This window comes from Chryseobacterium subflavum (assembly GCF_055762745.1).
The window spans coordinates 290,765-315,651 of record NZ_JBVTMR010000002.1; the positions used below are offsets into that span (position 1 = coordinate 290,765).

23 protein-coding genes are annotated in these 24,887 nt (G+C 36.8%); 13 read left to right on the forward strand and 10 right to left on the reverse strand.

The genetic code is table 11. The annotated features are described in order from the left end of the window. Positions 1–76 precede the first annotated feature (76 nt). The 12 genes from mraY (at position 77) to AC0INN_RS10630 (ending at position 14,525) form a co-directional block, all read left to right on the forward strand. Positions 77–1,318: a phospho-N-acetylmuramoyl-pentapeptide-transferase gene (mraY, locus tag AC0INN_RS10575; RefSeq protein WP_172281538.1), complete on the forward strand. Its 1,242-nt coding sequence runs from the start codon at positions 77–79 to the stop codon at positions 1,316–1,318. Between the two features lie 87 nt (positions 1,319–1,405). Then, complete coding sequence (murD, locus tag AC0INN_RS10580) at positions 1,406–2,731, forward strand: UDP-N-acetylmuramoyl-L-alanine--D-glutamate ligase (protein WP_306613156.1); 1,326 nt, start codon at positions 1,406–1,408, stop codon at positions 2,729–2,731. Positions 2,732–2,824: 93 nt separating this feature from the next. Further along, on the forward strand, positions 2,825–4,063 hold the full coding sequence (locus tag AC0INN_RS10585) for an FtsW/RodA/SpoVE family cell cycle protein (protein ID WP_172281542.1): 1,239 nt from the start codon (positions 2,825–2,827) through the stop codon (positions 4,061–4,063). A 37-nt stretch (positions 4,064–4,100) separates the two neighbouring features. Next, the gene (gene murG / locus AC0INN_RS10590) at positions 4,101–5,201 is read left to right on the forward strand and encodes an undecaprenyldiphospho-muramoylpentapeptide beta-N-acetylglucosaminyltransferase (RefSeq protein ID WP_306613158.1); all 1,101 of its coding nucleotides are present in this window, start codon (positions 4,101–4,103) and stop codon (positions 5,199–5,201) included. Positions 5,202–5,216: 15 nt separating this feature from the next. Beyond that, positions 5,217–5,693, forward strand: a complete 477-nt coding sequence (locus AC0INN_RS10595) for a hypothetical protein (RefSeq protein WP_172281545.1) — start codon at positions 5,217–5,219, stop codon at positions 5,691–5,693. A 12-nt stretch (positions 5,694–5,705) separates the two neighbouring features. Beyond that, a complete protein-coding gene (gene murC / locus AC0INN_RS10600; protein WP_306613161.1) occupies positions 5,706–7,070 on the forward strand; it encodes a UDP-N-acetylmuramate--L-alanine ligase in 1,365 nt (454 codons plus the stop codon). 75 nt (positions 7,071–7,145) lie between these two features. Then, entirely contained in the window at positions 7,146–8,102 is a 957-nt protein-coding gene (locus AC0INN_RS10605) for a cell division protein FtsQ/DivIB (RefSeq protein ID WP_273650207.1), read from the forward strand. A gap of 22 nt (positions 8,103–8,124) precedes the next feature. After that, positions 8,125–9,507 carry a cell division protein FtsA gene (gene ftsA, locus AC0INN_RS10610; RefSeq protein WP_273650208.1) on the forward strand — a complete coding sequence of 461 codons (1,383 nt, stop codon included), beginning with the start codon at positions 8,125–8,127 and terminating at the stop codon, positions 9,505–9,507. A 78-nt stretch (positions 9,508–9,585) separates the two neighbouring features. Next, the gene (gene ftsZ, locus AC0INN_RS10615) at positions 9,586–11,502 is read left to right on the forward strand and encodes a cell division protein FtsZ (RefSeq protein ID WP_273650209.1); all 1,917 of its coding nucleotides are present in this window, start codon (positions 9,586–9,588) and stop codon (positions 11,500–11,502) included. 118 nt (positions 11,503–11,620) lie between these two features. Beyond that, entirely contained in the window at positions 11,621–12,067 is a 447-nt protein-coding gene (locus AC0INN_RS10620) for a GatB/YqeY domain-containing protein (RefSeq protein WP_172281554.1), read from the forward strand. A gap of 424 nt (positions 12,068–12,491) precedes the next feature. Beyond that, positions 12,492–12,902, forward strand: coding sequence for a BrxA/BrxB family bacilliredoxin (locus AC0INN_RS10625; protein ID WP_172281556.1), 411 nt, complete (start codon positions 12,492–12,494; stop codon positions 12,900–12,902). A gap of 105 nt (positions 12,903–13,007) precedes the next feature. After that, positions 13,008–14,525, forward strand: coding sequence for a GH3 auxin-responsive promoter family protein (locus AC0INN_RS10630; protein WP_172281558.1), 1,518 nt, complete (start codon positions 13,008–13,010; stop codon positions 14,523–14,525). Positions 14,526–14,558: 33 nt separating this feature from the next. Here AC0INN_RS10630 and AC0INN_RS10635 read toward each other — a convergent pair whose 3' ends face one another. The 10 genes from AC0INN_RS10635 to AC0INN_RS10680 form a co-directional block, all read right to left on the reverse strand. Beyond that, on the reverse strand, positions 14,559–14,942 hold the full coding sequence (locus AC0INN_RS10635; protein WP_172281559.1) for a hypothetical protein: 384 nt from the start codon (positions 14,940–14,942) through the stop codon (positions 14,559–14,561). A gap of 59 nt (positions 14,943–15,001) precedes the next feature. Next, entirely contained in the window at positions 15,002–15,349 is a 348-nt protein-coding gene (locus AC0INN_RS10640) for a hypothetical protein (protein ID WP_172281561.1), read from the reverse strand. 4 nt (positions 15,350–15,353) lie between these two features. Then, entirely contained in the window at positions 15,354–16,328 is a 975-nt protein-coding gene (locus AC0INN_RS10645) for an endonuclease/exonuclease/phosphatase family protein (RefSeq protein WP_172281562.1), read from the reverse strand. A gap of 73 nt (positions 16,329–16,401) precedes the next feature. Next, positions 16,402–17,391, reverse strand: a complete 990-nt coding sequence (locus AC0INN_RS10650; RefSeq protein WP_306613166.1) for an endonuclease/exonuclease/phosphatase family protein — start codon at positions 17,389–17,391, stop codon at positions 16,402–16,404. Between the two features lie 9 nt (positions 17,392–17,400). After that, positions 17,401–18,135, reverse strand: a complete 735-nt coding sequence (locus AC0INN_RS10655; protein WP_273650211.1) for a rhomboid family intramembrane serine protease — start codon at positions 18,133–18,135, stop codon at positions 17,401–17,403. A 2-nt stretch (positions 18,136–18,137) separates the two neighbouring features. After that, a complete protein-coding gene (gene mutL, locus AC0INN_RS10660; protein ID WP_172281568.1) occupies positions 18,138–19,919 on the reverse strand; it encodes a DNA mismatch repair endonuclease MutL in 1,782 nt (593 codons plus the stop codon). Positions 19,920–20,164: 245 nt separating this feature from the next. Next, on the reverse strand, positions 20,165–20,992 hold the full coding sequence (locus AC0INN_RS10665) for a YoaK family protein (RefSeq protein WP_172281570.1): 828 nt from the start codon (positions 20,990–20,992) through the stop codon (positions 20,165–20,167). A 36-nt stretch (positions 20,993–21,028) separates the two neighbouring features. Further along, entirely contained in the window at positions 21,029–21,523 is a 495-nt protein-coding gene (locus AC0INN_RS10670; protein ID WP_273650212.1) for a hypothetical protein, read from the reverse strand. Between the two features lie 253 nt (positions 21,524–21,776). Continuing rightward, a complete protein-coding gene (locus AC0INN_RS10675) occupies positions 21,777–23,198 on the reverse strand; it encodes a sensor histidine kinase (RefSeq protein ID WP_172281573.1) in 1,422 nt (473 codons plus the stop codon). Position 23,199: 1 nt separating this feature from the next. Further along, positions 23,200–23,910, reverse strand: coding sequence for a response regulator transcription factor (locus AC0INN_RS10680; protein ID WP_306613170.1), 711 nt, complete (start codon positions 23,908–23,910; stop codon positions 23,200–23,202). A 168-nt stretch (positions 23,911–24,078) separates the two neighbouring features. Here AC0INN_RS10680 and AC0INN_RS10685 point away from each other — a divergent pair, with 168 nt between their 5' ends. Next, a complete protein-coding gene (locus tag AC0INN_RS10685) occupies positions 24,079–24,651 on the forward strand; it encodes a helix-turn-helix domain-containing protein (RefSeq protein ID WP_172281576.1) in 573 nt (190 codons plus the stop codon). The last annotated feature ends 236 nt before the right edge of the window (positions 24,652–24,887 follow it).

Genomic DNA, 24,887 nt, shown 5'->3' on the forward strand with positions numbered 1-24,887 from the left:
AATCGATAAATGATCAATTATTATTGATCTTATCATTCATCAAACATCACTTATCATTTATTAACAATAGGAAAACATGTTATACTACTTATACGAATATCTAACCCACCATGGAATCCATATCCCCGGACTTGGAATGTTAAAGTACATCTCATTCCGTGCAGGGATGGCGGTCTTATTATCCCTGATTATTGCTCTTGTGTATGGTAAAAGAATCATCAATTACCTGAGAGCAAAGCAAATGGGCGAATTGGTCCGCGACCTTGGCCTTGACGGGCAAAAGCAGAAAGAAGGAACTCCGACAATGGGAGGGCTCATTATTATCCTTGCCACCATGATTCCGGTTCTTCTCCTGACAAGAATTACCAATGTATACATCGTCCTTCTGATAATATCAGTTTTATGGATGGGTGCTATCGGATTTGTAGATGACTATTTAAAGAAAGTAAAGAAAAATAAAGACGGGCTTAGCGGTAAATTCAAGATCGTAGGTCAGGTAGGACTGGGGCTAATTGTCGGAGTAACAATGTATTTCCATCCTGATATTACGGTAAAGAGAAAATATGCAGATGCAAAAGTAGTTAACAGAAATAATGTGGAGCAGAATTTTATGCCTACAGAAAAAATTACGGTTTCTACCGTGCCATTTGCGAAAAATAATGAATTTGACTACAGTGGAATATTATTCTGGATGAGTGATAAAGATGCTCATGAGTGGGCATGGATTGTTTTCATTCCAATTGTCATCTTTATTGTAACAGCGGTTTCCAACGGAGCCAATATCACGGATGGAATAGACGGTCTGGCTGCAGGGACGAGTACGGTAATACTCCTTACCCTTGCATTCTTTGCCTACATTTCAGGGAATATTATTTTTGCGGATTACCTCAATATCATGTTCCTGCCCAATATGGGTGAAACCACCATTTTTGTAGTTGCCATGGTAGGTGCTGTGATCGGATTCTTCTGGTATAATACCTATCCGGCACAGGTTTTTATGGGAGATACCGGGAGTTTGATGCTGGGAGGAGTAATTGCTGTATTGGCTATTATTTTAAGAAAGGAATTAATGATTCCTGTTTTATGCGGAATATTCCTGGTAGAAAACATATCTGTAATGCTGCAGGTGGTTGTTTTTAAATACAGAAAGAAAAAATACGGACTGGAATACGCCCAGAATAACAGATTATTTAAAATGTCTCCATTACACCATCATTATCAGAAAGACGGTTTCCATGAAAGTAAAATCGTTAACAGGATGATTATCATAGGAGTAATGTTGGCTATAGTATGTCTGATTACATTAAAAATGAGATAAAACTCTATAAAAGTAAATGTATTAACGTATTCATGATTTTAAAAACATAAATAAAGTACGCCAATACATAAATACAAAAAAGGTAATATGAAAATAGTTGTTTTAGGAGGTGGAGAGAGTGGCTGTGGTGCTGCTTATTTAGCTAAAAAGAAGGGTCTGGAGGTATTTCTTTCAGACAAAGGAACTATTAAAGATAACTATAAAGCGTTTCTTACTGAAAACAATATTGAGTTTGAAGAAGGAAATCATGACGAGGGAAGGATTTTAAATGCAGACTGGATTGTAAAAAGCCCAGGAATTCCTAAAAAAGCGGATATTATTTATAAAATCCATCTGAAAGGAATCCGCCTTTCTTCCGAGATAGAATTCGCTTCAGAATTCACCAATGCTAAAATCATTGCGATCACAGGAAGCAACGGAAAAACCACCACCACTTCATTGATCTATTATATCCTGAAGAATGACGGACTGAAAGTAGGTCTAGGAGGAAACATCGGCTACAGTTTTGCAAAGCAGGTAGCAGATGAAAACCATGAATATTATGTACTGGAGGTAAGTTCATTCCAGCTGGATGACATTCAGAACTTCAGGCCATATATTTCATTATTGCTTAATTTATCACAGGATCATCTGGACCAGTATAATTACAACTATGAAGAATATGCGATGGCAAAATTCAGAATAGCTGAAAATCAGGAAAACGATAATTTCTTTATCTATAACAAAGATGATGAAATGAGCAAAACCATTCTTGAAAAGCTGGAAATAAAGGCAAAAATGATCCCTTTTTCAACAAAAGAAAAATTGACCGAGGGAGGTTTTATAGATAACGACAGTATTGTGGTAAAACTAAAAGATACATTTTCAATGAAAATTGACGAGCTTTCTTTATTGGGAAATCATAATGTAGCGAACAGTCTGGCAGCATCTATAGCAAGTAAAATACTGAATGTCAACAATGAAAGCATCAGAAATTCATTAATGACTTTTCAGGCAGTGGAACACAGGCTGGAGTTTGTTTCTGAAATTGATGGCGTAAAATACATCAACGACAGTAAAGCAACGAATGTAAATGCGACCTATTATGCTTTGGAAAGCATGAAAACACCTACGATTTGGATTGTGGGAGGTCAGGATAAAGGAAATGATTATACGGAGATTGAGGACCTTGTCAAAAGAAAAGTAAAAGCAATTGTCTGCTTGGGAATTGATAATCAGAAAATTATTAATTTTTTTAAAGACAAAAAGGAGTTTATATACGATACTTCAAGCATGGAAGAGGCCGTAAAAATATCAAAATCAATTGCTAAAAGCGGAGAAACGGTTTTACTTTCTCCTTGCTGTGCAAGTTTTGACCTTTTCAAAAGCTATGAAGACAGAGGAAGACAGTTTAAAGAACAAGTATTAAAATAAATGTACTGATGTATTGATGTAAATGGTATTCATGTATTTGACAAATAATAATCATTAATACTTTACATAATACAGTTAAAGATACAATAGAGTATGAACGAACAGGACACAGAAAGCAGATTTGAATTTCTAAAGGGAGATAAAGTACTTTGGATGGTCATTCTAGTGATCTCCATTTTCTCTATTTTCCCTGTATATTCTGCAAGTTCGAATCTGGAATATATTGTAAATAACGGGACCACCACAGGCCACGTTATCAAGCATATGTTCTTTGTAGTCCTTGGTTTGGGAATCATGAGACTGGTAGGAACCGTAAAATATGAATACATTGGAAAACTCAGCAGTATACTTCTGGGGTTAATGATTATATTACTGGTTGTCACCATGTTTACCGGCCAAACGATCGATGGGGCAAGTGCCTCCAGATGGCTAAAGATTCCTGGAACACCGATTTCTTTTCAGCCTTCATCATTTGCCTTTCTTATGCTGGTTATTTACCTGTGCAGGTATTTAACCAAGAAGATAACCCGGGAAAGACTTCCGATAGAAAACATTATGTACATCTTTGGTCCTATTCTCCTTGTTTTTGTTTTAGTAGCAAAAGATAACGGATCTACGGCTCTGATGATCCTGATGGTATCTGTTATTGTATTGGTTATCGGGCAGCTTCACTGGAAATATATTGCAGGTTTTATTTCGGCTTCATTTATTGCGATCGTATTGTTCTTACTGATTGCTTTAAATACCAATCTGATTGGTGGAAACCGTGTTCATACATGGATGAGCCGTGTAGAAACCTTCACTTCCAGTAAAGCAAAATCAGCCGATGTGGATGATGAAAGCGTAAAAGCCAAGAATTACCAGGTAATGCAGGCTAAAGCAGCAATAGTACACGGAGGAATTACAGGAATGGGGCCTGGAAAAAGTGCATTAAAGCAAATGCTTCCGCAATCTGCTTCCGACTTTATATTTGCAGTAATTGTGGAGGAATACGGACTGATAGGAGCAGCTTTCCTTATCTGTATGTATCTGATCATGGTGATAAGGATCGTAATGATAGCCAGTAAAATGCCTGCGTTTTTCGGGTCTTTACTCGTTCTCAGCCTCGGGGTCATGATCTTTATACAGCTATCGGTAAATATAGCCGTAGCCATCAATCTGATTCCGGTGACCGGACAACCCCTGCCCTTAATAAGTTATGGGGGGACATCCATGTTGGTAACCTATTTACAGTTGGGAATTATTTTAAATATAAGCTCAAGGATACAGATTTATGATGAGGAAGGAATGGGTAAAAAACAGAGTATTGCGGAAATAAATGATATTGCTTAAATCATATTAATGGTCAGGCTATTTCAAAATTGAAAAAATGAACAAGAAACTAAAAGTATTATTATCCGGTGGTGGAACAGGAGGACATATCTTCCCGGCAATCGCTATTGCAGACGAGATCAGGAAAAGATTTTCGGATACAGAATTCTTGTTTATCGGAGCCAACGGAAAAATGGAAATGGAAAAAGTTCCTCAGGCAGGTTACCCTATTGAAGGAATCGACATCGCCGGAATTGACCGTGGTAACATGTTATCTAATCTGGGATTACCATTCAAGATCTTGAAAAGCTTATCCAGATCAAAAAAGATCATTAAGCGTTTTGCTCCTGATTTTGCGATCGGTACAGGAGGCTTTGCCAGCGGACCGGCTCTGTATGAAGCAAGCAAGCTGGGAATCCCTATTTTTATTCAGGAACAAAATGCACATGCAGGGGTAACCAATAAAATTTTAAGTAAGAAAGCAAAAGCTGTTTTTACTGCTTACCCCAAAGTAGAAGGGTTTCCCGATGATAAGATCAAATTTTTAGGTAATCCTATTCGCGAGAATATCATTCTGGGAATGGAAGAATCTTCTCAGGCAAAAGAAAAAATGGGATTAAATAAGGAAAAGCTGACAATCCTTTCTGTTGGTGGATCACTGGGTTCCAGAACTTTAAATAATGCATGGAGATTACATTTTGATGAACTCATCAACAAAGATTATCAGCTGATCTGGCAGACAGGAAAGCTCGATTATAAAGATATTATAGAAGAAACAAAAGATAAGAAAAGCCAGAATATTCAGATTCTTGAATTTATAAAAGATATGGAGAAAGCATACTCGGCAGCAGATATCATTGTTTCAAGGGCAGGAGCTATTGCCATTTCAGAACTGGCTGTTGCACAAAAACCGGTTTTACTGATTCCTTTCCCGTTTGCGGCAGAGGATCATCAGACCAAAAATGCACTGAATCTGGTTGAAAAGAATGCGGCAAAAATGGTCAAAGATTCCGAAATGGAAGAAAAATTCTGGAACACGCTTATGGAGGTTTGCGACAGCACAGCGATGAGAAAAGAGATGTCTGAAAACCTGGAATATTTTGCCAAACCCAATGCTGCAAAGGAAATTGTTGATGAAATTTTTATAAAGCTACAATAACCAACACTATAAAGTATGAAAACTAAATTACTAACAGTATTGCTCATTTGCTTCTTTACCCACTGGGTAACGGCACAAACCCTGATAAAACCCGCTGACTTTAAAATTGCAGCAGTGGGCAACTATTTGAAAGGAAAAGGATATGATATCCTGGAGCAGGAGGAAACTTTTATTAAAATAGGAAATAAAGACAAAGCCACACTCTTTATGGATGTGGATGCAGGGAAAAAATACATTAACCTTAATGTAAATATCCTACTGAATAAAGGGGTAAGCAAAGACAAAATTGATACCCTGCTGAACGAGATCAATAAGCTTGCAATGATAAAAGCAGAATATCTGCCAAGTCAGAATTCAATCGGTTTTAAATATTATTTCTGGATTACCAACGGATTTACATATGAGACCCTTGAAGATGCAGTAATGGAATTCTTTTTGTATCAGGGAGATTCGTATGGACTGGATAAAGAAAAGATATTCAATTATCAATAACTAAAATAGAAGATGAAATTATTAGAAACATATCATACTTTTTACTTTGTGGGGATCGGCGGGATTGGCATGAGTGCCCTTGCCCGTTATTTTAAAGCTTCAGGTAAAAAAGTTTCAGGTTATGATAAAACCAACACCAAACTTACTCAACAATTGATGAGTGAAGGAATTGATATTGTTTTTGAAGATCTCATCGATGAACAAATAACCACGCTTCAAAAGGATAACACCTTAGTAATTTATACTCCGGCTATTAAGAAGCTTGGAATTCTTGATTACTTCAATGAACATGGTTTTGAGATTTTAAAGCGTGCAAAAGTGTTAGGATTAATTACGGAAAATACAGATTGTATTGCCGTAGCCGGAACACATGGTAAAACAACAACGTCTACCTTGGTTTCCCATTTATGTAAAGAAGCGGACCTGCCATTTTCATGCTTTTTAGGAGGTATTTCGGAAAATTTCAAATCCAATTTTTTATATAACGGTTCAGAATACTCAGTGGTAGAAGCTGATGAATACGACAGAAGCTTTCTCAATCTTTCTCCGGACTGGGCAGTGATTACCTCTACCGACGCAGATCACCTGGACATTTACGGAGACAAAAGTCATATTGAAGAAGGGTTCCGCCAATTTGCCGCTCTGGTTCCGGAAGATAAAAAACTTTTTGTAAGAAAAGGTATTGAGATCGGAAGAGACCATCAGACTTATGCTGTAAACGAAAAAGCGGATTATTACTCCGATAATCTGCGTATGGATCACGATAAGATCTATTTTGATTTTCATACTCCCGGTGAGTCTGTAAAAGATTTTGTCTGGGAAATTCCGGGGATCCATAATGTGGAAAACGCAACCGTTGCATTAGCCATCCTGCATAATTTAGGAGTGGATTTTGACATCCTGAAAAAGGCTATTGCCAGCTTCAAAGGAATTAAAAGAAGATATACAAAACATATTTATAAGAACGGTAAAATATATATTGATGATTATGCCCACCACCCGACAGAGATCAATGCTGTTGTAGGTTCCATCAAGACCTTTTACCCTGATAAAAAATTACTGGTTGCATTTCAGCCGCATTTGTTCAGCAGAACAAGAGATTTCGCTGATGGCTTTGCAGAAAGTTTAAGCAATGCAGATGAACTCATTTTACTGGATATTTATCCGGCAAGAGAGCTTCAGGAAAACTTTGAGGGGATTACCTCAACATGGTTACTGGAAAAAGTAACCCTGGATAAAAAAGAAGGCTCCACTTTAACGGAAGCCTTTGAAAAGATAAAAGAAAAAGATTTTGACATTCTGCTCACCGTAGGTGCAGGAAATATAGACACCCTATATGACCCGATTTGTGAATGGTTAAGTTTAAAAGATAAATAGTAGTAGTGTATGTAAGTAATGTAATCCACAATAATCATGAATACATTTTACTTTAATACATGAATACAATAGAATATGAAAAATAAATACAGAATATTAAAAATTGCTATCACAGTAATCCTGCTTGGTTTCCTGCTGAGTTTCTCTTTGAAGAAATTCAGTGGCCAGAAGATTACCGATAATAAGATTTCTGTAAAATTAAGCGAAAAGACTCCGGTATATTTCGTTGATGAAAAAGACATCAGGGATATTGTAAAAAAAGAAAACCCTTCAGGAAAAGTAGGTGATCTGAATATTCCATCCCTCGAAAAAAAGATCAATGCCCTTCCGGCTGTGGATAGTGCCAATGTTTATTTAAATCTAAACGGAAAGCTCAATCTGGATATTAAACAAAGGGTTCCGGTATTCAGGCTGAATAAAGACGGCAGGGATTTTTACGTGGATGAAAAAGGAGTTGAATTTCCCATCTCAAAAACCTATTCGCATCCTTGTATGCTGGTAACAGGAAATGTAAAACCTGACGAATATGAAAAGCTTGCTGAACTGGTTGAAAAGATTGATAAGGATGACTTCAGCAAAAGATACTTTATAGGAATTTCAAAAGTAAAGGATGATTATAATCTTTTGACAAGTGAAGGAAACTATAAAGTAGAAATCGGAGACCTGGATAATATTGAATTCAAAGTAAAAGGTTTTAAAGCGTTTGTTGAGAAATATCTTGTGTATCAGGATCCTCAGAAGTACAATATGATCTCTGTAAAATATCAGAACCAGATTGTAACTACTTTAAATCCTGCTTTTAAAGAAAATGACAGTATTTTAACTGCAGGACGTAAAGAATTGGCAAAAGCTCCTGCTCCGGCAACGATAAAGAAACCGGAAACTAAAAAACCAGCAGAGATAAAAAAGCAAAATTCTGTATCTCAGCCAAAGGAAAATAAAAAGCCAAAAACGACAACCAAACCAAAGGAGACAAAGAAAACAACTGAGAAAAAGGCTACAAAGCCAAAAGCAAAAGTTAAAATAGAATAAAAAATCAAATCGATATAAACAAATGGAAAATCAAGAGTATTCAGTAGGTCTGGACATCGGGACAACAAAGATAGTCGCGATTGTCGGAAGGAGGAATGCACACGGGAAAATAGAAGTTCTCGGTGTAGGAAAGGCCAAAAGTCTTGGGGTTCATAAAGGTATTGTGAATAACATCTCACAAACCATTAATTCAATCAAGGCGGCTGTGTCTGAAGCACAATCCAGTGCAGGAGTTCCTATCCGCAAAGTCACGGTTGGTATTGCAGGAAAACATATCCGTTCTCTGCAACATTCCGATTATATTATGCGAGAGCATCCAGACAAGTTTATTACAGACGACGACATCGAAGCATTGAAAGATCAGGTAAAAAAACTGGTCATGCTACCCGGTGAAGAAATTATTCATGTACTTCCTCAAGAATATAAAGTGGATTCTGAAGGTGAGATACAGGAACCTGTCGGTATGCACGGAAAACGTTTAGAGGCTAATTTCCATGTTGTCGTAGGACAAATGGGCAGTATCAGAAACATTGCAAGATGTGTAAGAGAAGCCGGACTGGAAATGGAAGCCCTTACTTTAGAACCACTGGCATCTTCTGAAGCTGTTCTTACAAAAGAAGAAAAAGAAGCAGGAGTCGCAATCGTAGATATAGGTGGTGGTACTACGGATATTGCTATTTTCAAAGACAATATCATTCGCCATACCTGTGTAATTCCTTACGGTGGAGGAATCATTACAGAAGATATTAAAGAAGGCTGCTCGATTATAGAAAAACATGCAGAACAACTGAAGGTAAAATTCGGATCTGCAGTTCCTGAGCTTGAAAAAGACAGCACTTTTGTAACCATTCCTGGCTTACATGGAAGACCGGACAAAGAAATTTCTCTTAAAACTCTGGCACAGATCATCAACGCGAGAGTTGAAGAAATCCTTGAAATGGTGAACACCGAGCTTAAAGCCTATGGAGCATTCGAACAGAAGAAAAAGCTGATTGCGGGAATCGTTCTTACAGGAGGTGGTTCCAATTTGAAGCACTTACGCCAGCTTGCTAATTATACTACAGGTTTCGACAGCAGAATTGGTTTTGCTAACGAATATATCGCCAATGACAAAAACCAATACCTGAAAGGTCCTGAATTTGCAACATCTATCGGATTACTGATGGAAAGTTTGAAAATCCGTGACAAAAAGCAGACGATCGTAGAAGAAGAAACCGTTCAGGAGAAGCAACAACCGGAAGTAGTATCCAATACAGCTGAAACCCCAACTACCACACAGCAGGCGACTCCTGTTCAGGAGCAGGAAGTGGTAAGAGAGCAACAGGAAAATAAAAAAGCGGCAAGGCTCACATTCGGACAGTCGCTAATGGAAAAAGTAAAAAAATTCTTTGAAGAAGTAGAATAATTATAAAATGATGAATGATAAGCGATACACGGCTATTCCTTATCACTTATCATGAGTCAATTTTAAAAAATATAAGTTATGGAAAATATAGGTACACAAGGGTTTTCATTTGATTTACCAAAAGGAAATTCATCAATCATCAAAGTAATTGGTGTTGGTGGCGGTGGAAACAACGCCCTTAAACACATGTACGAGAAAGGGATTCACGGTGTTGATTTCGTGATCTGTAATACGGATGCTCAGACTTTAGATAATAACCCCGTCTCCAATAAAGTTCAGTTGGGTACTTCCATCACCGAAGGACTTGGAGCAGGTGCTGATCCTGAGGTTGGAGAAAAATCAGCTATTGAAAGTATTGAAGAGATCAAGGCTGCAATGGGACAAAATACCAAGATGGTATTCATTACTGCCGGGATGGGAGGTGGAACCGGAACGGGTGCCGCTCCTGTTATTGCCAAAGTAGCTAAAGATATGGGAATTTTAACGGTAGGTATCGTTACTGTTCCATTCAGCTTCGAGGGGAAGAGAAGGCTTGAGCAGGCAGAAAACGGACTTGATAAATTGAGAAATAATGTTGACTCACTGATTGTCATCAACAACGATAAATTAAGACAGCAATTTGGTAACCTTGGATTCAAGCAAGGCTTCTCAAAGGCCGATGAAGTGTTAACCAATGCAGCAAAAGGTATGGCAGAGGTTATTACCGGTTACTTCGATGTAAACATTGACTTTAGAGATGCTAAATCTGTGCTTCAGAACTCCGGTACTGCATTGATGTCTACAGGTACAGCTTCCGGAGAAAATAAAGCAGAAGAGGCCGTAAGAAAGGCTCTGGATTCCCCATTATTGAATGACAATAAGATTACAGGTGCTAAAAATGTATTACTATTGATCAGAAGTGGTGTAGAAGAAGTTACCATGGATGAAATAGGTATCATCATGGACCACATTCAGAAAGAAGCAGGAAACACCGCGGATATTATTTTCGGGGTTGGAGCGGATGAAGAGCTGGGAGATGCAGTAAGCGTTCTTGTAATTGCTACAGGTTTCTCCAATGAGGATAAAAAATTTGCAGGGCCAACTGAAAAAATAAGAATCGGTTTAAATGACAAACTGGATTCTCACAAAACTTCTCCTTTTAAAACGAGAGAAGAAAGAGAAATGAGCCCTGAAGAAGGCTATACTTTCGGAGGAAAGAACCTTTTCAGACTTGATGATGAAGACCAGGATAATCCTCAGTTTAAGACATCTACTGAAAAAAAAATGATTATTGAGGATGAAGAGGTAAAAACAGAAATAAAGTTCTCTGATAGAGAGCAAGATACGGTAGACAGCCCAATTCAGGACTGGAGAAACGAAGAAGAGGATCAGGATGCTTATAACTTATTTTCTTTCGATGAAGATAACGACCCGAATGACCTGGAAATACAGTCTTTTTCTTTTGAAACAGAAGACAGGAAAGAAGAACCGACTAAAAACTCTTCTGTTCCTTCTTTTTCCGAAGAAAAACCGATTGAATTCAGCTTCTTTGTCAATGAGCCTGTTAATGAGCCAAAAACGGATTATGGACAGCCAAAAGCAGAGTTTACCACTTCAGCCAATACGGTAAGCCAGATTACAGAAGAACCTCTTCAGAAAATGGAAAGTTTCTTCCAGCCAGTGAAAGAAGTTCCGGCCAATGAAAGCAAACCGGTTGTTGAAAATAAAACGGAAACCGAAGCTCCAAAGCCATCAGACAGTGAGTTCACTTTTGTGAACAAAACTATTGACCAGGAGAGAGTGGTTGAAAGAAGAAATAAATTAAAAGAATTCAATTCACGTTATCAGAGTTTTGATAATGTCAATGAGTTCGAATCTGTGCCTGCATTCAAAAGAAAGAATATTTCTATTGACGGGACCAACGCATCAGATCAGAATATAAATACATATTTATCTGATAATAATGGTTCTATGCAAATCAGAGAAAACAGATTTTTAAATAAAGACGTAGACTAAATTTAATTTGAAAATGAAATAATTTGTGAATTTGAAAATTGATCCACTGGAAATTATACATCCATTGCCTTTTACTATTTTCAAATTGTTTCATTCTCAAATTTTCAAATCATAATATATGAGTTTAGAAAATACAATCAGCGAAGCGATAAAAACCGCTATGAGGGAGAAAGACAAAGTGGCTCTGGACTCTCTCCGTGCAGTAAAGTCCCAGATCCTGCTTTTGAAAACAGAAGCCAGAGGAGCAGAAGTTTCAGCAGAACAGGAGATCGCTATTTTACAAAGAATGATCAAACAACGTAAGGATTCTTACGACCAGTTTGCTGCTCAGGGAAGAACGGATCTCGCAGACGTCGAAGAAGCCCAGATGAAGGTCATCGAAAAATTCTTACCTCAACAGCTTACTGCTGAAGAGCTGGAAACAGAAATTAAAAATATCATTTCACAGACCGGCGCTGAATCTATAAAGGATTTAGGAAAGGTAATGGGAATGGCATCAAAAGCGTTAGCCGGTAAATCTGACGGAAAAAGCATTTCCGAGATGGCTAAAAAGCTGCTTTCTTAAAGGGTATTTGGTCTTCAATCCGGACACAGATCCAGAGTAAGATCATTGAACCCGTTTACTAAGGATATTCAACCTTTGCATATCGATTTGATTAATGAAGCCCGAAATTAATTTCGGGCTTCATTTTATGCATTAAGATGCTTGAGGTGTCTGTGAATTACAGACTTAACTAATTGCATCTTTTAAGTCGAGGGAATGACGTAAAAAATGCCTTTTCATGGTTGGTTGTTTTTAGAATCATTTCAAATTTAATAATTATTTTTCATTATTCATTGCTTTTATTTACATTTCTTCAAATATTGTTGAAATATTTACATATCACCGTGTTACATATCATGCACTTTTCCTAATGCGTCAATAGTTTTTATAAATTGATGAAACATAAATAATTTTTTACCTTTGTACAGATTTAAAAAAACAAAAAATGTATCCAACAGATTTAGTAATGCCTATGAAGGCTGAACTTACAGATAAAGGCTTTGAAGACTTGACAACAACTTCTCAGGTACAAGAAGCATTAAAGCAATCAGGAACTACCCTATTAGTGATCAATTCAGTATGTGGGTGTGCTGCAGGAGCTGCAAGACCGGGAGTTGTTTACTCTTTGACCGGAGATAAAAAACCCGATCACTTGACAACCGTATTTGCAGGATATGATACTGAAGCTGTTTCAGAAGCGAGAAAACATTTAGCTCCGTTTCCTCCAAGCTCACCTTGCGTAGCTCTTTTCAAAGATGGAGAATTGGTTCACATGCTGGAAAGACACCACATTGAAGGAAATCCTGCAGGAGCAATTGCTGCAAACCTTCAGGCAGCTTACGACGAATATTGCTAGAAAACAATATATCCAGATAATCAACCGTTACAATATTTGTAACGGTTTTTTATTTTAAGCCATAAAAAATTCTCTGAAAAATCAAATATCATTATATTTGTTGAAATGGCAACGAAAGCACTTTTCAATACTGTGGTGAATTGGTTTATCCGTCAAAGGATAGACCAGATCCAGAATTTCATGAATCATCCGATTGAAACACAGAAAGGGATACTATTTTCCCAGTTGTTTCATGCCGAGGATACAGAATATGGGAAGAAGTATGGTTTTAATTCTATTTCGAGTTACCAGGATTTTAAAAATAAAGTTCCTATTGTTACCTATGAAGATTTCGAACCTTATATCGAGAGAGCACGACAAGGTTATAAAGATGTAAGCTGGCCTGGCTATATCAAACATTTTGCAAAGTCCTCAGGAACCACGAACGCTAAAAGCAAATTCATTCCCATCTCTGCCGAGAGCCTGGAATATTGCCATATGAAAGCCGGAAAAGACATGGTATCAATTTATGCCAATAACCATCCGGAAAATCAGCTTTTTACGAATAAAAATTTACGTCTGGGAGGCAGCTCCGAACTCTATGCCGATTTTAACACAAAATTCGGGGACCTTTCTGCTATCCTTATTGACAATCTTCCTTTTTGGGTAGAGATTACAACAACCCCCAGCAAAAAGGTATCACTCATGTCCGAGTGGGAGAGTAAACTGAGAGCCATTATATCTGAGGTTAAAAATGAAGATGTCGGAAGTTTACTGGGGGTTCCAAGCTGGATGCTTGTTTTACTCCAGAGGGTTCTGAAAGAAACGGATGTTCAGAATATCTCTGAGCTCTGGCCTAATCTGGAAGTCTTTTTTCACGGCGGAATAAGTTTTAAGCCCTACAGGGAGCAATACAGCCAGATCATCGGAAAAAACATCAATTACTACGAAATTTACAATGCCTCAGAAGGCTTCTTTGGTATTCAGGACAGATCAAATAGTGACGAAATGCTTTTGATGCTGGATTATGGTATTTTCTACGAATTCATTCCTATGGATAAATTCCATTTCTCGAATCCACCAGTTGTAAGCCTTGAGGATGTTGAAGTCGGAAAAAATTATGCGATGGTCATTACCACCAATGGAGGATTATGGAGGTATCTCATCGGTGATACGGTTGTCTTTACATCCGTTAATCCGTTCAGGGTAAAAATTTCAGGAAGAACCAAACATTATATTAATGCTTTTGGAGAAGAATTAATGATCACCAATGTGGAGCTTGCACTTACAAAAGCCTGTGAACAGACAAATGCAGCCATTACAGATTTTACAGGAGCTCCTGTTTTCATGAAAGAAAATGAAAGTGGTGCTCATGAATGGATTTTTGAATTCAGTAAAAAGCCGGACGATCTCGACTGTTTTATCAATGCTTTCGATGAGTGCCTGAAGGCAATTAATTCGGATTATGAAGCGAAGAGGTACAATAATATTACATTAAAAAAACCCATTGTTCATATAGCCAAACCCAATTTGTTCTATTCGTGGCTGGAGTCCAAAGGAAAGCTCGGGGGACAAAACAAGGTACCAAGACTCAGCAATGACCGGGAATATATAGACCCTTTATTAGAACTCAATAAGAATTAATAAAAAAACCGCAGTTTTTACTGCGGTTCTTTTTTATTTGCTTTTCAGATCTTCTTTTAATTTTTTAGCTCCCTCTTCTACTTTTCCGGCGCCTTTAGCTGCAGCATCCTTTACATCCTGTCCAAGCTCCTTCGCCCCTGCCTTAATATCTTTTCCAGCTTCATTAAGGTCTGCTTTTGCCTTATGCGCTGCATTATCTATTTTATCTCCGGTAGCATCCACTTTAGCTTTAACGTCTTCTTTTGCCTTATTAATTTTAGTAGTATCTACGATATCTGCCGGACTTTGCGTCACTGTAGTGCTGGTTGTTGTAATAGATCCGTCCGGATTTTCAACCTGCTCAGTTTTTGTTGTCGATTTGGTGCAGGAAACGACCAATCCGGCTACCATAAGTGCTGTTACAATTTGTTTTTTCATATTGATATTTTTTAAGAATGTATTCAAATTTATGAAAACTTCCGTATAGTTTTCATTGTTCAGGGAGAAGTTTTTCCTGCTTCCTCTTTCGCCTTTCCTTCTTTTTCCTTATTCTTTTTCTCCTCTTCCTGTTTCTTTTTGTTTTCTTTTTCCAGCTCCTGTTTAATACGTTGCTCTTCCTTTTGGATTCTAAGAGCCTCTTTTAAAGAATCCTGATACTTCTGGGAAGACATTCTGATCTTTCTTGCAATATCTACGGATATGGCACCATTAGAAAAGGAATCTATGGCAGTTGTATCATAATCCACTTTCGTCACCTGATCCGTCTCTACACGAACAGGTTCTCTTTTAGAACAGGAAGTAATCAGAATAGAAAAAACCGCTGCTAAAAAAAATACATTTTTCATGGAACTAATTTAACAGAAATTCCGCAATTACAGGATAGTGATCTGATAATTTTACGGACTGATCTATTTTATAGCTTATGGGTCTTATGTCTTTAGAGGTGAAAATATAATCGATTCTCAAAGGAACTTTATAATCATGAAAACTGGTAGAAATACCATTCCCGACTGTTAAAAAAGCATCATCCAGATTTTTCCCAAGATTATAATATTCATAAGAATTAGGCACGGAATTAAAGTCACCCGCAAGTATAACCGGATAAGGAGAAAAGTCGATTGCTTTTCTGATCTTTTTTATCTGATCTTCATGAGCCCTGAATGTGGGTGTCATGTGAGAAAGAAGAAGATGGAGTTTATTAGATCCTTTTCCAAGACTATTAAAATCAAACATCGATTTGTTCAGACGGAATGGTTCAAGATATACATTTACTATTCGTATGATTTTTCCATTAATATCAATATCCGCATAAAAAGAATTTCCTCTTGATTTATCTTCAATTAACTCTTCCTGTCTTACAATTTTATGTTTTGTCTTCAGGCTCACTACCGGATACTTAATCATATCTTTTCGTATTGCCCGGTTTGTATCTTTTTCCTGAACAAGAATAATATCAGCATTCTGATCCTTGATATATTTTGATACTTTATCCCAGCCAAACTCACCATACTTCACATTGAATGTCAATATTTTAACATCCCGTATTGATTTATAGTTTTCAGTTTTAGGAGAAAAGTTCACCCATCGTCTTATGGGATTATAAAAAACAAAAGTGCTTAACAGAAAAACAATGGCGATTTTATTTCTTTTAACGATCCAGACCAGCGTTAATAAAATATGTAATAAAATTAAATAGGGAAACCCTAATGAAAGAAGATTCAAGCCCCCAATAATGTTAGGCGGTATCCATGCATTCCCTAAGGTGCACAGTAATAATACGATAATTGCAATATGCAAAAACAACAATATCTGGTTCGGCTTCATGAAAAAAACGGTCTAGTCTTTTTTTAATCAAAAATCCTACCAATATGAAAAGCTTTAACGTATTTTATGAATATTATTTTTTTAATTTGAAAGTTGCAACCACCGGATAATGATCTGAAATTCTGACAGAACGGTCAACTTTATAACTTAGAGGTTGTATGGATTCCGATGTAAAAACGTAGTCGATTCGTATCGGGAATTTGTAGTCATGAAAGCTGGTAGCACTTCCTCTACCTGCTTCTACAAAGGCATCTTTTAACCCTTTTCCAAGATGGTAATACTCGTAAGAGTTAGGCACAGAATTGAAGTCACCTACTAATATTACCGGATAAGGAGACTCATCAATCCCTTTTCTTACCGCAGCAACCTGATCCTGGTGCATTTTGAAAGTCGGGATCAGCCTTTTAACGATATCTTTCAGCTTTTGTTCATCTTCATCACTATTTCCCTTAAGCTTTACCATGCTTTTTTCAAATTTAAAAGGCTGAAGGTATACATTGATAAAACGATACGTATTTCCTTTAATCTCAATATCCGTCTGATTGGCGTAGGCGTTATTGGTCTCTGAATTACTCTCAATAAGTTCTTTCTGATCAATGATCTTATATTTTGAAGAGATTGAGACAATAACATCTCCTCTTCCTTTTCCCATTCCTTTAAAATTGTAATCCCGAACATGTTCTTGTAACAGAACCACATCCGCATTTTGAGAATCTACATAATCTTCAATATTTTTAATCCCCATCGTTCCTCCTTTTGCATTTAATGAGATGATTTTCAGATCAGATGTCTCCTTTTTTTCAGCAGAATAGTTGACCCATCTCTTAACAGGGTTCAAAAAAAGCAGTCCCAATGCAGCAAATACTATAGCCCTTTTTTTCCAGGCGAAAACCCAGAAAACAGTTAGAAATACATAAGCAGTGATTAAAACAGGAAAACCTAATGATAAAAGATTAAACCATGGATATATTCTAGGAGGTACATAAGCATTCATTAATGTTCCCAACAAAAGAAACAAGATTCCCAGATGTACAATTAAAAATATTAGGCGAACAACTTTCACAGGATAGTATTAACGGAATCTATACAAATGCTTTTTCCATAGTAAAGCCAGGAGAAAGCCTACAATAGCCCCTCCCACGTGCGCAAAATGGGCAATACCTCCTACATTTCCTGAAACCCCTAAGTAAATTGAAATAACAAGTAGTATGGGTAAAAGGTATTTAACTTTAACAGGAACCGGAATAAACATAATCCCGATCTTTGAATCCGGATAAAGGGTAGCAAAAGCAGCAATAACTCCAAATATGGCTCCCGAAGCACCGACCATAGGAGTCCTTAGTGCATTATAAAGACTTTGGGAAAGCTCCTTTCCTTCTTCTGTCGTAGCACTTATATTCATGTCTCCTGTATATCCTATTGCCGCTTTCTTATAAATTTCAGCCGCATTTAAGCCTAAGCTTTCCAGGCTGGAGGTAATCTGCTGAATTTCTATAAAATTCCAAAGATTGAATAAGAAAAATGCACCCAAACCACTTACAAAATAGAGGATCAGATACTTTCTTTCACCTAAAGACTGTTCCAATATAGGCCCAAAACTCCACAAAGTCAGCATATTAAATAAAATATGCATCAATCCTCCGTGCATAAACATATGGGTTATGATCTGCCAGGACCTAAAGTTGGGAGAAAAAGGATAATACGCAGAAAGTGTATTATACAGTTGTGGAAAAATATAGGATATAATAAATACAACAATATTTATTATAATTATATTTCTTGTAATCGGTGGTATATTGTTAAACATTTTTAAAATTTGTTTTTAAAATCATTGAAAGGAACTTCATAAAAGCATCGTTTCCCGTTAGGTAAAAACTCAGGAAAACCTAATGCCGTAAAGTCCTTGATCAATTGTTCAGCATCCTTTTTATAAATAAAGTCAAATCTGGATTTAGACTGCATCTTCGTCCATTGATTCTGATAATACTGGTTGAATTCCTCATCTGTTTTATAATCCAGGATCTCAAACAGGTCTTCAAGAAACTTCATAACCTGAGTCTCTTTTAACCCCTCAGGCACCGCATCTATCCTCAATACACTTTCGTGGGCCACTTTCATGTCGAATCCCAGCTCAGGAAGATATTTTTTGATTGATTTATATTTTGTTTTCTCAATCTCGTTCATATGATACTCCAAAGAGAAAAGAAGTGCATGACTGTTTATGGTTCCTTTTTTTGTCGGCTTATTATTTTCTGAAACAAAAAGCCTGTGCATTCTTCCCAGATCAAGCATCAGGGTTCTGTCCCCTTTATTGAACAGCCAATACCCGTTGGGAAGCCTCATCAGATCTTCATCAAAATCTTCATCCTCAAAAAGGTTTATTTTGGAAGGTTCCGCAGATATATTCTGATGGTACATTTCTGCAAGATTCTGAATTTCAGCCTGCCTTACACCTCTTTCTTCCAAAAACGGATTATAATCCTTATCGACCACAATTTCCGGCATCTTTATAACCCCTCCGCTATTTGTCTTTCCCGGGAAGGTTTTTTGCATCAGCTCATCAAGCTGTGGGTCTTTCTCAAAATCAAGACTTGGAGCCACATTGTAAATTCCGAGAGATCTTTTTATTGTAGAACGGATCAGTGCAAAAATAAGATGCTCATCCTCAAATTTCACTTCTGTCTTTTGCGGATGAATATTAACGTCTATTTTTTCGGGATCCAGCTCTAAAAAGAGAAAGAAGGTAGGAATATAGCCAGGCAAAAGCAGTCCTTCGAATGCTTCCTGAACCGCTTTATTAAAATAAGGGCTCTTAAAGAATCTTCCGTTAACAAAAATAAATTGTTCCCCTCTTGTCTTTTTTGCCCCTTCAGGCTTGGCAACAAAACCATGCAGTTTACACCATATAATATCTTCCTTGATCGGAATAAGCTGTGGTTGCAACTTTCGTCCGAAGATATCTACGATCCTCTGCATCTGGCTTCCTTTTCTTAAGCGGAAAACCGGTTCATCATCATGGAATAATGAAAATTCCAAATTTTCATGGGCCAAAGCAACCCTTTGGAATTCATCAATAACATGTCTGAATTCAATATTATTATTTTTAAGGAATTTTCTTCTTGCAGGAACATTAAAGAAAAGATTTTTCACCAAAAAATTAGAGCCTTCTGAAGTTTGCACAGGATCCTGAAACTGGAAAACTCCACCTTCAATGTAAATATTGGTTCCTATTTTGGCATCTTTTTGTTTGGTTCTGAGTTCTACTTGGGAGACAGCTGCAATAGAAGCTAATGCTTCTCCACGAAATCCCTTTGTCGCAATTCTGAAAATATCTTCCGTCCCTCTGATTTTTGAAGTAGCATGTCTTTCAAACGCCATTCTGGCATCCGTTTCGGACATTCCTTTTCCATCATCAACAACTTGTATCAGATTTTTTCCGGCGTCCCTTACGATCAGTTCAATTTTAGAAGCCTCTGCATCGATAGCATTCTCCAATAATTCTTTCACAATGGACGCAGGTCTCTGCACCACTTCTCCCGCCGCAATTTGGTTGGCTACATGATCCGGTAAAAGCTGAATAATATCTGACATAAAAAACGTTAAATCAACTTACAAAAATAGTCAATGAAAATGGGAATAAAAACAATAAAAACGCGAATTAAAATTTTATTATCAATATGCAAAAATTCTGCCTTTTATGATTTATATAATAATCCCTTTATTTTTCATCCTTCTAAAAAATACAATCCCCTAAATGTACGACACAAATAGAGGATTGATTCACAGCTTGTTTACACAAAATTAATACTGATAGTTTCTTTATTTATTCTTGTATTTTAATCATCAAATACAAGTCTTCTTTTTTCTTTGGTTTTAGATTTTCCATGGATCTTATCATACAGGTTGGCCAGAAGGCTGGGCTTTTTATAGATCTTACTGTATCTGTACCGCGTGTTAAAGTGGCGGACATGGATCGTATAGAAATCATACCCAATAACTACTAATAAACATATACTGATTACATAAAACACTCTGAATTCCAGATAATAATAGGTTAATCCTGAGAACACAGCTCCTAATACATAAGCCAGCATGATACTCGAAAGCAGTTTTGCCCTTGCAATCAGTTCCGGATTTCTCCTGTACTTTTTTTGGGTAAACATAGACGCCAGGATTCCAAGGTCGGTAGTGGTACCGGTAAGGTGTGTTGTTTTTACCGAGAAATTGGAAATACTTGCCGTTAACCCATTCTGTAAACCGGTTGCAAAAAGCATAAGGGCAACCAGATACTCTGTTTCTTCTACTGTTTTCCTGTAGAAAACCTGTCCGTAGATCCCTACAAAAAGCAAACACATAATTTCCAGCACAATAGGCATCGCATGGGCAAAGTATTTACTTTTTTTATTAAAATTAATAACGAAGAAGTTCGCTACAAAACTTCCGAAAAAGAAAAGGAATATCCATGCACCAACCACTGCCACCTGCGTCCAGTTTCCTTTACTGATCTCTGCAGCAAAAATGGCATAGTGTCCTGTTACGTTTGAGGTAAAAGAGAGAAAAATTAAGAGAGATGCTATATTTATAGTTCCCGCCGTAAAGGCCGTCAGCGTCCCCAACCTGATGTTGTCTCCCAATGTCCTGCTGTTACTATAATTTCTTAACATTTTTATTAATTTAAATAATTGAATTGTGTGTTTTTTTTAGACCTCGACAAAAATCTCAGCAAGTCTTCCTCTTTCCGGAAGGCTCTCAGAAATCTCAAGAGTAATCTCATGCGATTCAAGATCTTTGCATTTTTTGATGTACGGAATGATGTCGAACTTCCCCTTCCCTTTACTTTTAATCGATGGCGAATAATAAGCCTCGTCAATTTTTTCTGTTATTATGTAATTATTAAATGTTCTTTGAAAACTTCCTGTGAAAATATCGCAGTTCATTTTATTAATCAGGTGAGGATATTTGTTTTTTATGATGCTGAATGCGTCACAAAATTCATGGGATCTTATTTTACCGAATATGGTACTCTTCGTCGTGAATAAAAGATCTCTGATAGAATCTCCCATGTCATATCCTGATACGAATATGATGTTATATTTTGTTTCGTCATGTTTCCCGTCTTTTTCCTTCAGTACTTTTTTTAATATATTTAATGACTCAAGGGAGTAATCGGTGGCAATTAAAATTGTTTTGGTCATATCTTCGATTTTAGTGTTTTATCTGATTTTGATAATACAAAACTATAGTGACCAAATTAGAGGATCTTTGGAATGGAATTAAAATGTCATTAAAGAGATTAAAATGAGATTAGAAAATTGTTAAGAGAATTTAATATGGAGAGGTGAATGGGTAAAAAAGATTGAATAATAGAATTTCAACCTATTCATTTACAGAACAAAATATATTAAGCCATCCCCCTCGACTCCAAAAGAATCTTACGATCTTTCAAGTTTAAGATTTCGCCCCCAATCCCTGGTTTTCTGCCTGCATCACATAGAAATTAGGAAAACGAAGCTGGACGGTAGTCCCCTGATTTTCATGGGAGCTTACAATCAGTTCTCCGTGATGCATTCTTACAATATTTCTTGCCAGTGGTAAGCCGATTCCATAGCCCTCATAGTTTTTCGTGTTAGAGGCTCTGAAGAACGGGTCGTAGATTTTATTCATTTCTTCCTGAGGAATTCCGATACCATTATCCTTTATAATAATATAAACATCGGTATCCGTGGCGCCTAAAGAAACCTTTACCTGCTGGAAATTGGAATATTTACACCCGTTATTGATGATATTGGCTACAGCAAGATGCAACAATTGCTCATTACCCTGAACTTTCAGCTTCTTTGGATTTTCCGGCAACATGCTGATATCCAAATAAATATTATTCCTCGTATCAATCCTTCTAAGGGTTTCAATAACATCCCAAAGGAGCTGATCGATCCTTACTTTATCTATCTTTTGGATCTTACCATCAAATCCGGTTTGAGCAATCATAAGCAAGGCTTTGATTTTCTTATCCAGTTTTTCGGCTTCATCGAGAATGATCTCCAGTGTTTCTTTATATTCTTCGGCGGTTCTGTTGATTGAGAGAGCAACATCTGCTTCTCCCATAATAGAAGTAAGCGGAGTTCTCAATTCATGTGAAACATTTCCGATCAGATGATTCTGGGTTTCAAATGAAGTTTCAATCCGGTTGAGCATATCATTGAAAGTATCTGCCAGTTCATTCAATTCTTTATTATCGGGATGGGACTCCAATCTTAAGTGAAGATTCTCCGAACTGATCTCTTTTACTTTCCCCGTAATTTTTAAAATAGGTTTGAATAAATTTTTGGATAAATAAAAAGAAAAGATCATGCTGAAGAACAAAGAAAGGATAATACAGGTAACCAATGTCCTCTTAAGGAATCCCAGATAATAAATCAGGTAATGGTTTTTCGCAGAAGCTATTGCTATATAATCTTTATCATGAAATCTGAATGACTGTCCTATATAATAAAACTCTTTATCATTATAATTATCCTCCCCTTTTTTCATGATGTTCTTGAAAAAGGTATCCGGAATATGAACTTCCTGGGATATCTTCCTGAAATTGGAATCTGCAGGAACCATAAATACATAGTCCTTTTCCATGGGAAGCTCTTCGTCATTCAGGCTGTTCAGGATGTAGTTTTCCGGAAGGTCCAGATGTTCTTTTCCTTTTTCGATTTGTACTATCGTTGTTGTCCGGATTTTAAGCAATTCATAAAACCTCTGATGTGAAAAATTGACAATAGAGAAGTACACCAGCCCTCCAAACAGTAATATAATGGTAGTAAAAACCACCATTAAAAGTATCATTGTTTTGGTTTGGGTAGTAACAACTTTATTAAACATCCTAAGGTTTTTTTAAAACATATCCCATCCCGATTACCGTGTGAATCAGCTTTTGATCATCCTGGTTGTCGAGCTTTTTCCTAAGATAATTAACGTATACATCTACCACATTAGTCCCCAGCTCATAGTTCACGCCCCACACGGCGTCCAGAATTTCTGCCCGGGAAATTACTTTTTCTGTATTATTCAGAAAATACAACAACAGCTTATATTCTGTGGAAGTAAGGGAAACTTCTTCTCCTGCACGGGTTACCTTTTTAGTATAATCATTCACGATCAGATCGGAAACCTGATAAATATATTCACTATCCGCATCCGGTTCTACCGCTTCTTGGGTCGCGGTATTATTAACGCTTCTTCTCAGCAGGGATTTTACCCGGGCAACGAGTTCTATAAATTTAAAAGGTTTTACCAGATAATCATCTCCGCCACTCTCCAGGCCAAGGACAATATTCTCGGAGGTTCCCAAGGCAGTCAGAAAAAGAATAGGAACATGCTGATTGGTCTTTCTTATTTCCTTACAGACATCAAGCCCATTCATTTCGGGCAGCATAATATCCAAAATTACCAGATCAAAATCATTGGCTTCTACCAGCTGTACTCCTGTACGTCCGTCAAAAGCTACAGAAATCTCATAGCCTTTTTCCTGAAGTCCCTTTTTTATAAAAGATACTACACTGGTTTCGTCTTCGATCAGAATAATTTTTTTCATAAGTAACGAATTTCACAAAAATAGCAAAAAGATAGGAAACGGAAGGAATGCATGAATCATGAGTTTTTCAATGAAATAATGGTAAAGTTGGTGAAAACTATAGAGAATAATATTACATTTGCTGTGATAAGCAACTAATGAAAAAAGTTTAGGTTAAATTTTTAAAGTATGAATGATTTTTTAATAGGAATAGGCAAAAGATTAAAAGATATTAGAAAGAAAAATAATTTAACCATCAACGAGCTGGCCTTTAAAGCCAATGTAAGCAATGGACTTGTGTCCAGGATTGAAAATGGGAGAACAATTCCTTCTCTTCCGGTTTTGTTGGACCTCATCCAGTCTTTGGAAATCGATGCCAGTTTTTTCTTCGAAGGCGTTGAAAAAAAATCAAATGCCAAATTCATCTATCTTCCTAAAGACAGTCAGCAACTTATAGAAAAAGAAGTAGAAGCGGAAGGCTTTAAATATGTGCATATTTTCAGTAAAAGTCTTCATTCTCTGGGCTTTGAAGCGGTTTTATTAACCCTTGAACCTAATTCCAAAAGGGAAAAAGTAATTACGGATGCCTGGGAATTCAAGTATATCCTGAAAGGAGAAGTAAAATACCTCATCGATAATGAAGAAGTCATTCTACATGAAGGTGATTCTCTATATTTTAACGGGAAGTTACCTCACGTTCCTGTAAGTATAAGCAATGAAAGCTGTATTATGCTGGTCCTTTATTTTTACTCAGATAAGTAAACCACTTATTTTTCCGGCTCATATCCGGAGTTAATTATAATCCGTTTTTCCATTAAAAAGTTTACAAATATTCAACTTTTACTTTTTACGGCTCCAATAAAATGAATACAAAATGAACTTATTTTCCTTTCATGTGTATTCACATTTTGAGATACTTTCTTTAAAAAAAACAACCAAACCCTCTGTTTTACAGCACTAATTATCAATTAATCTTATTTTTTAACGACAATCTTACG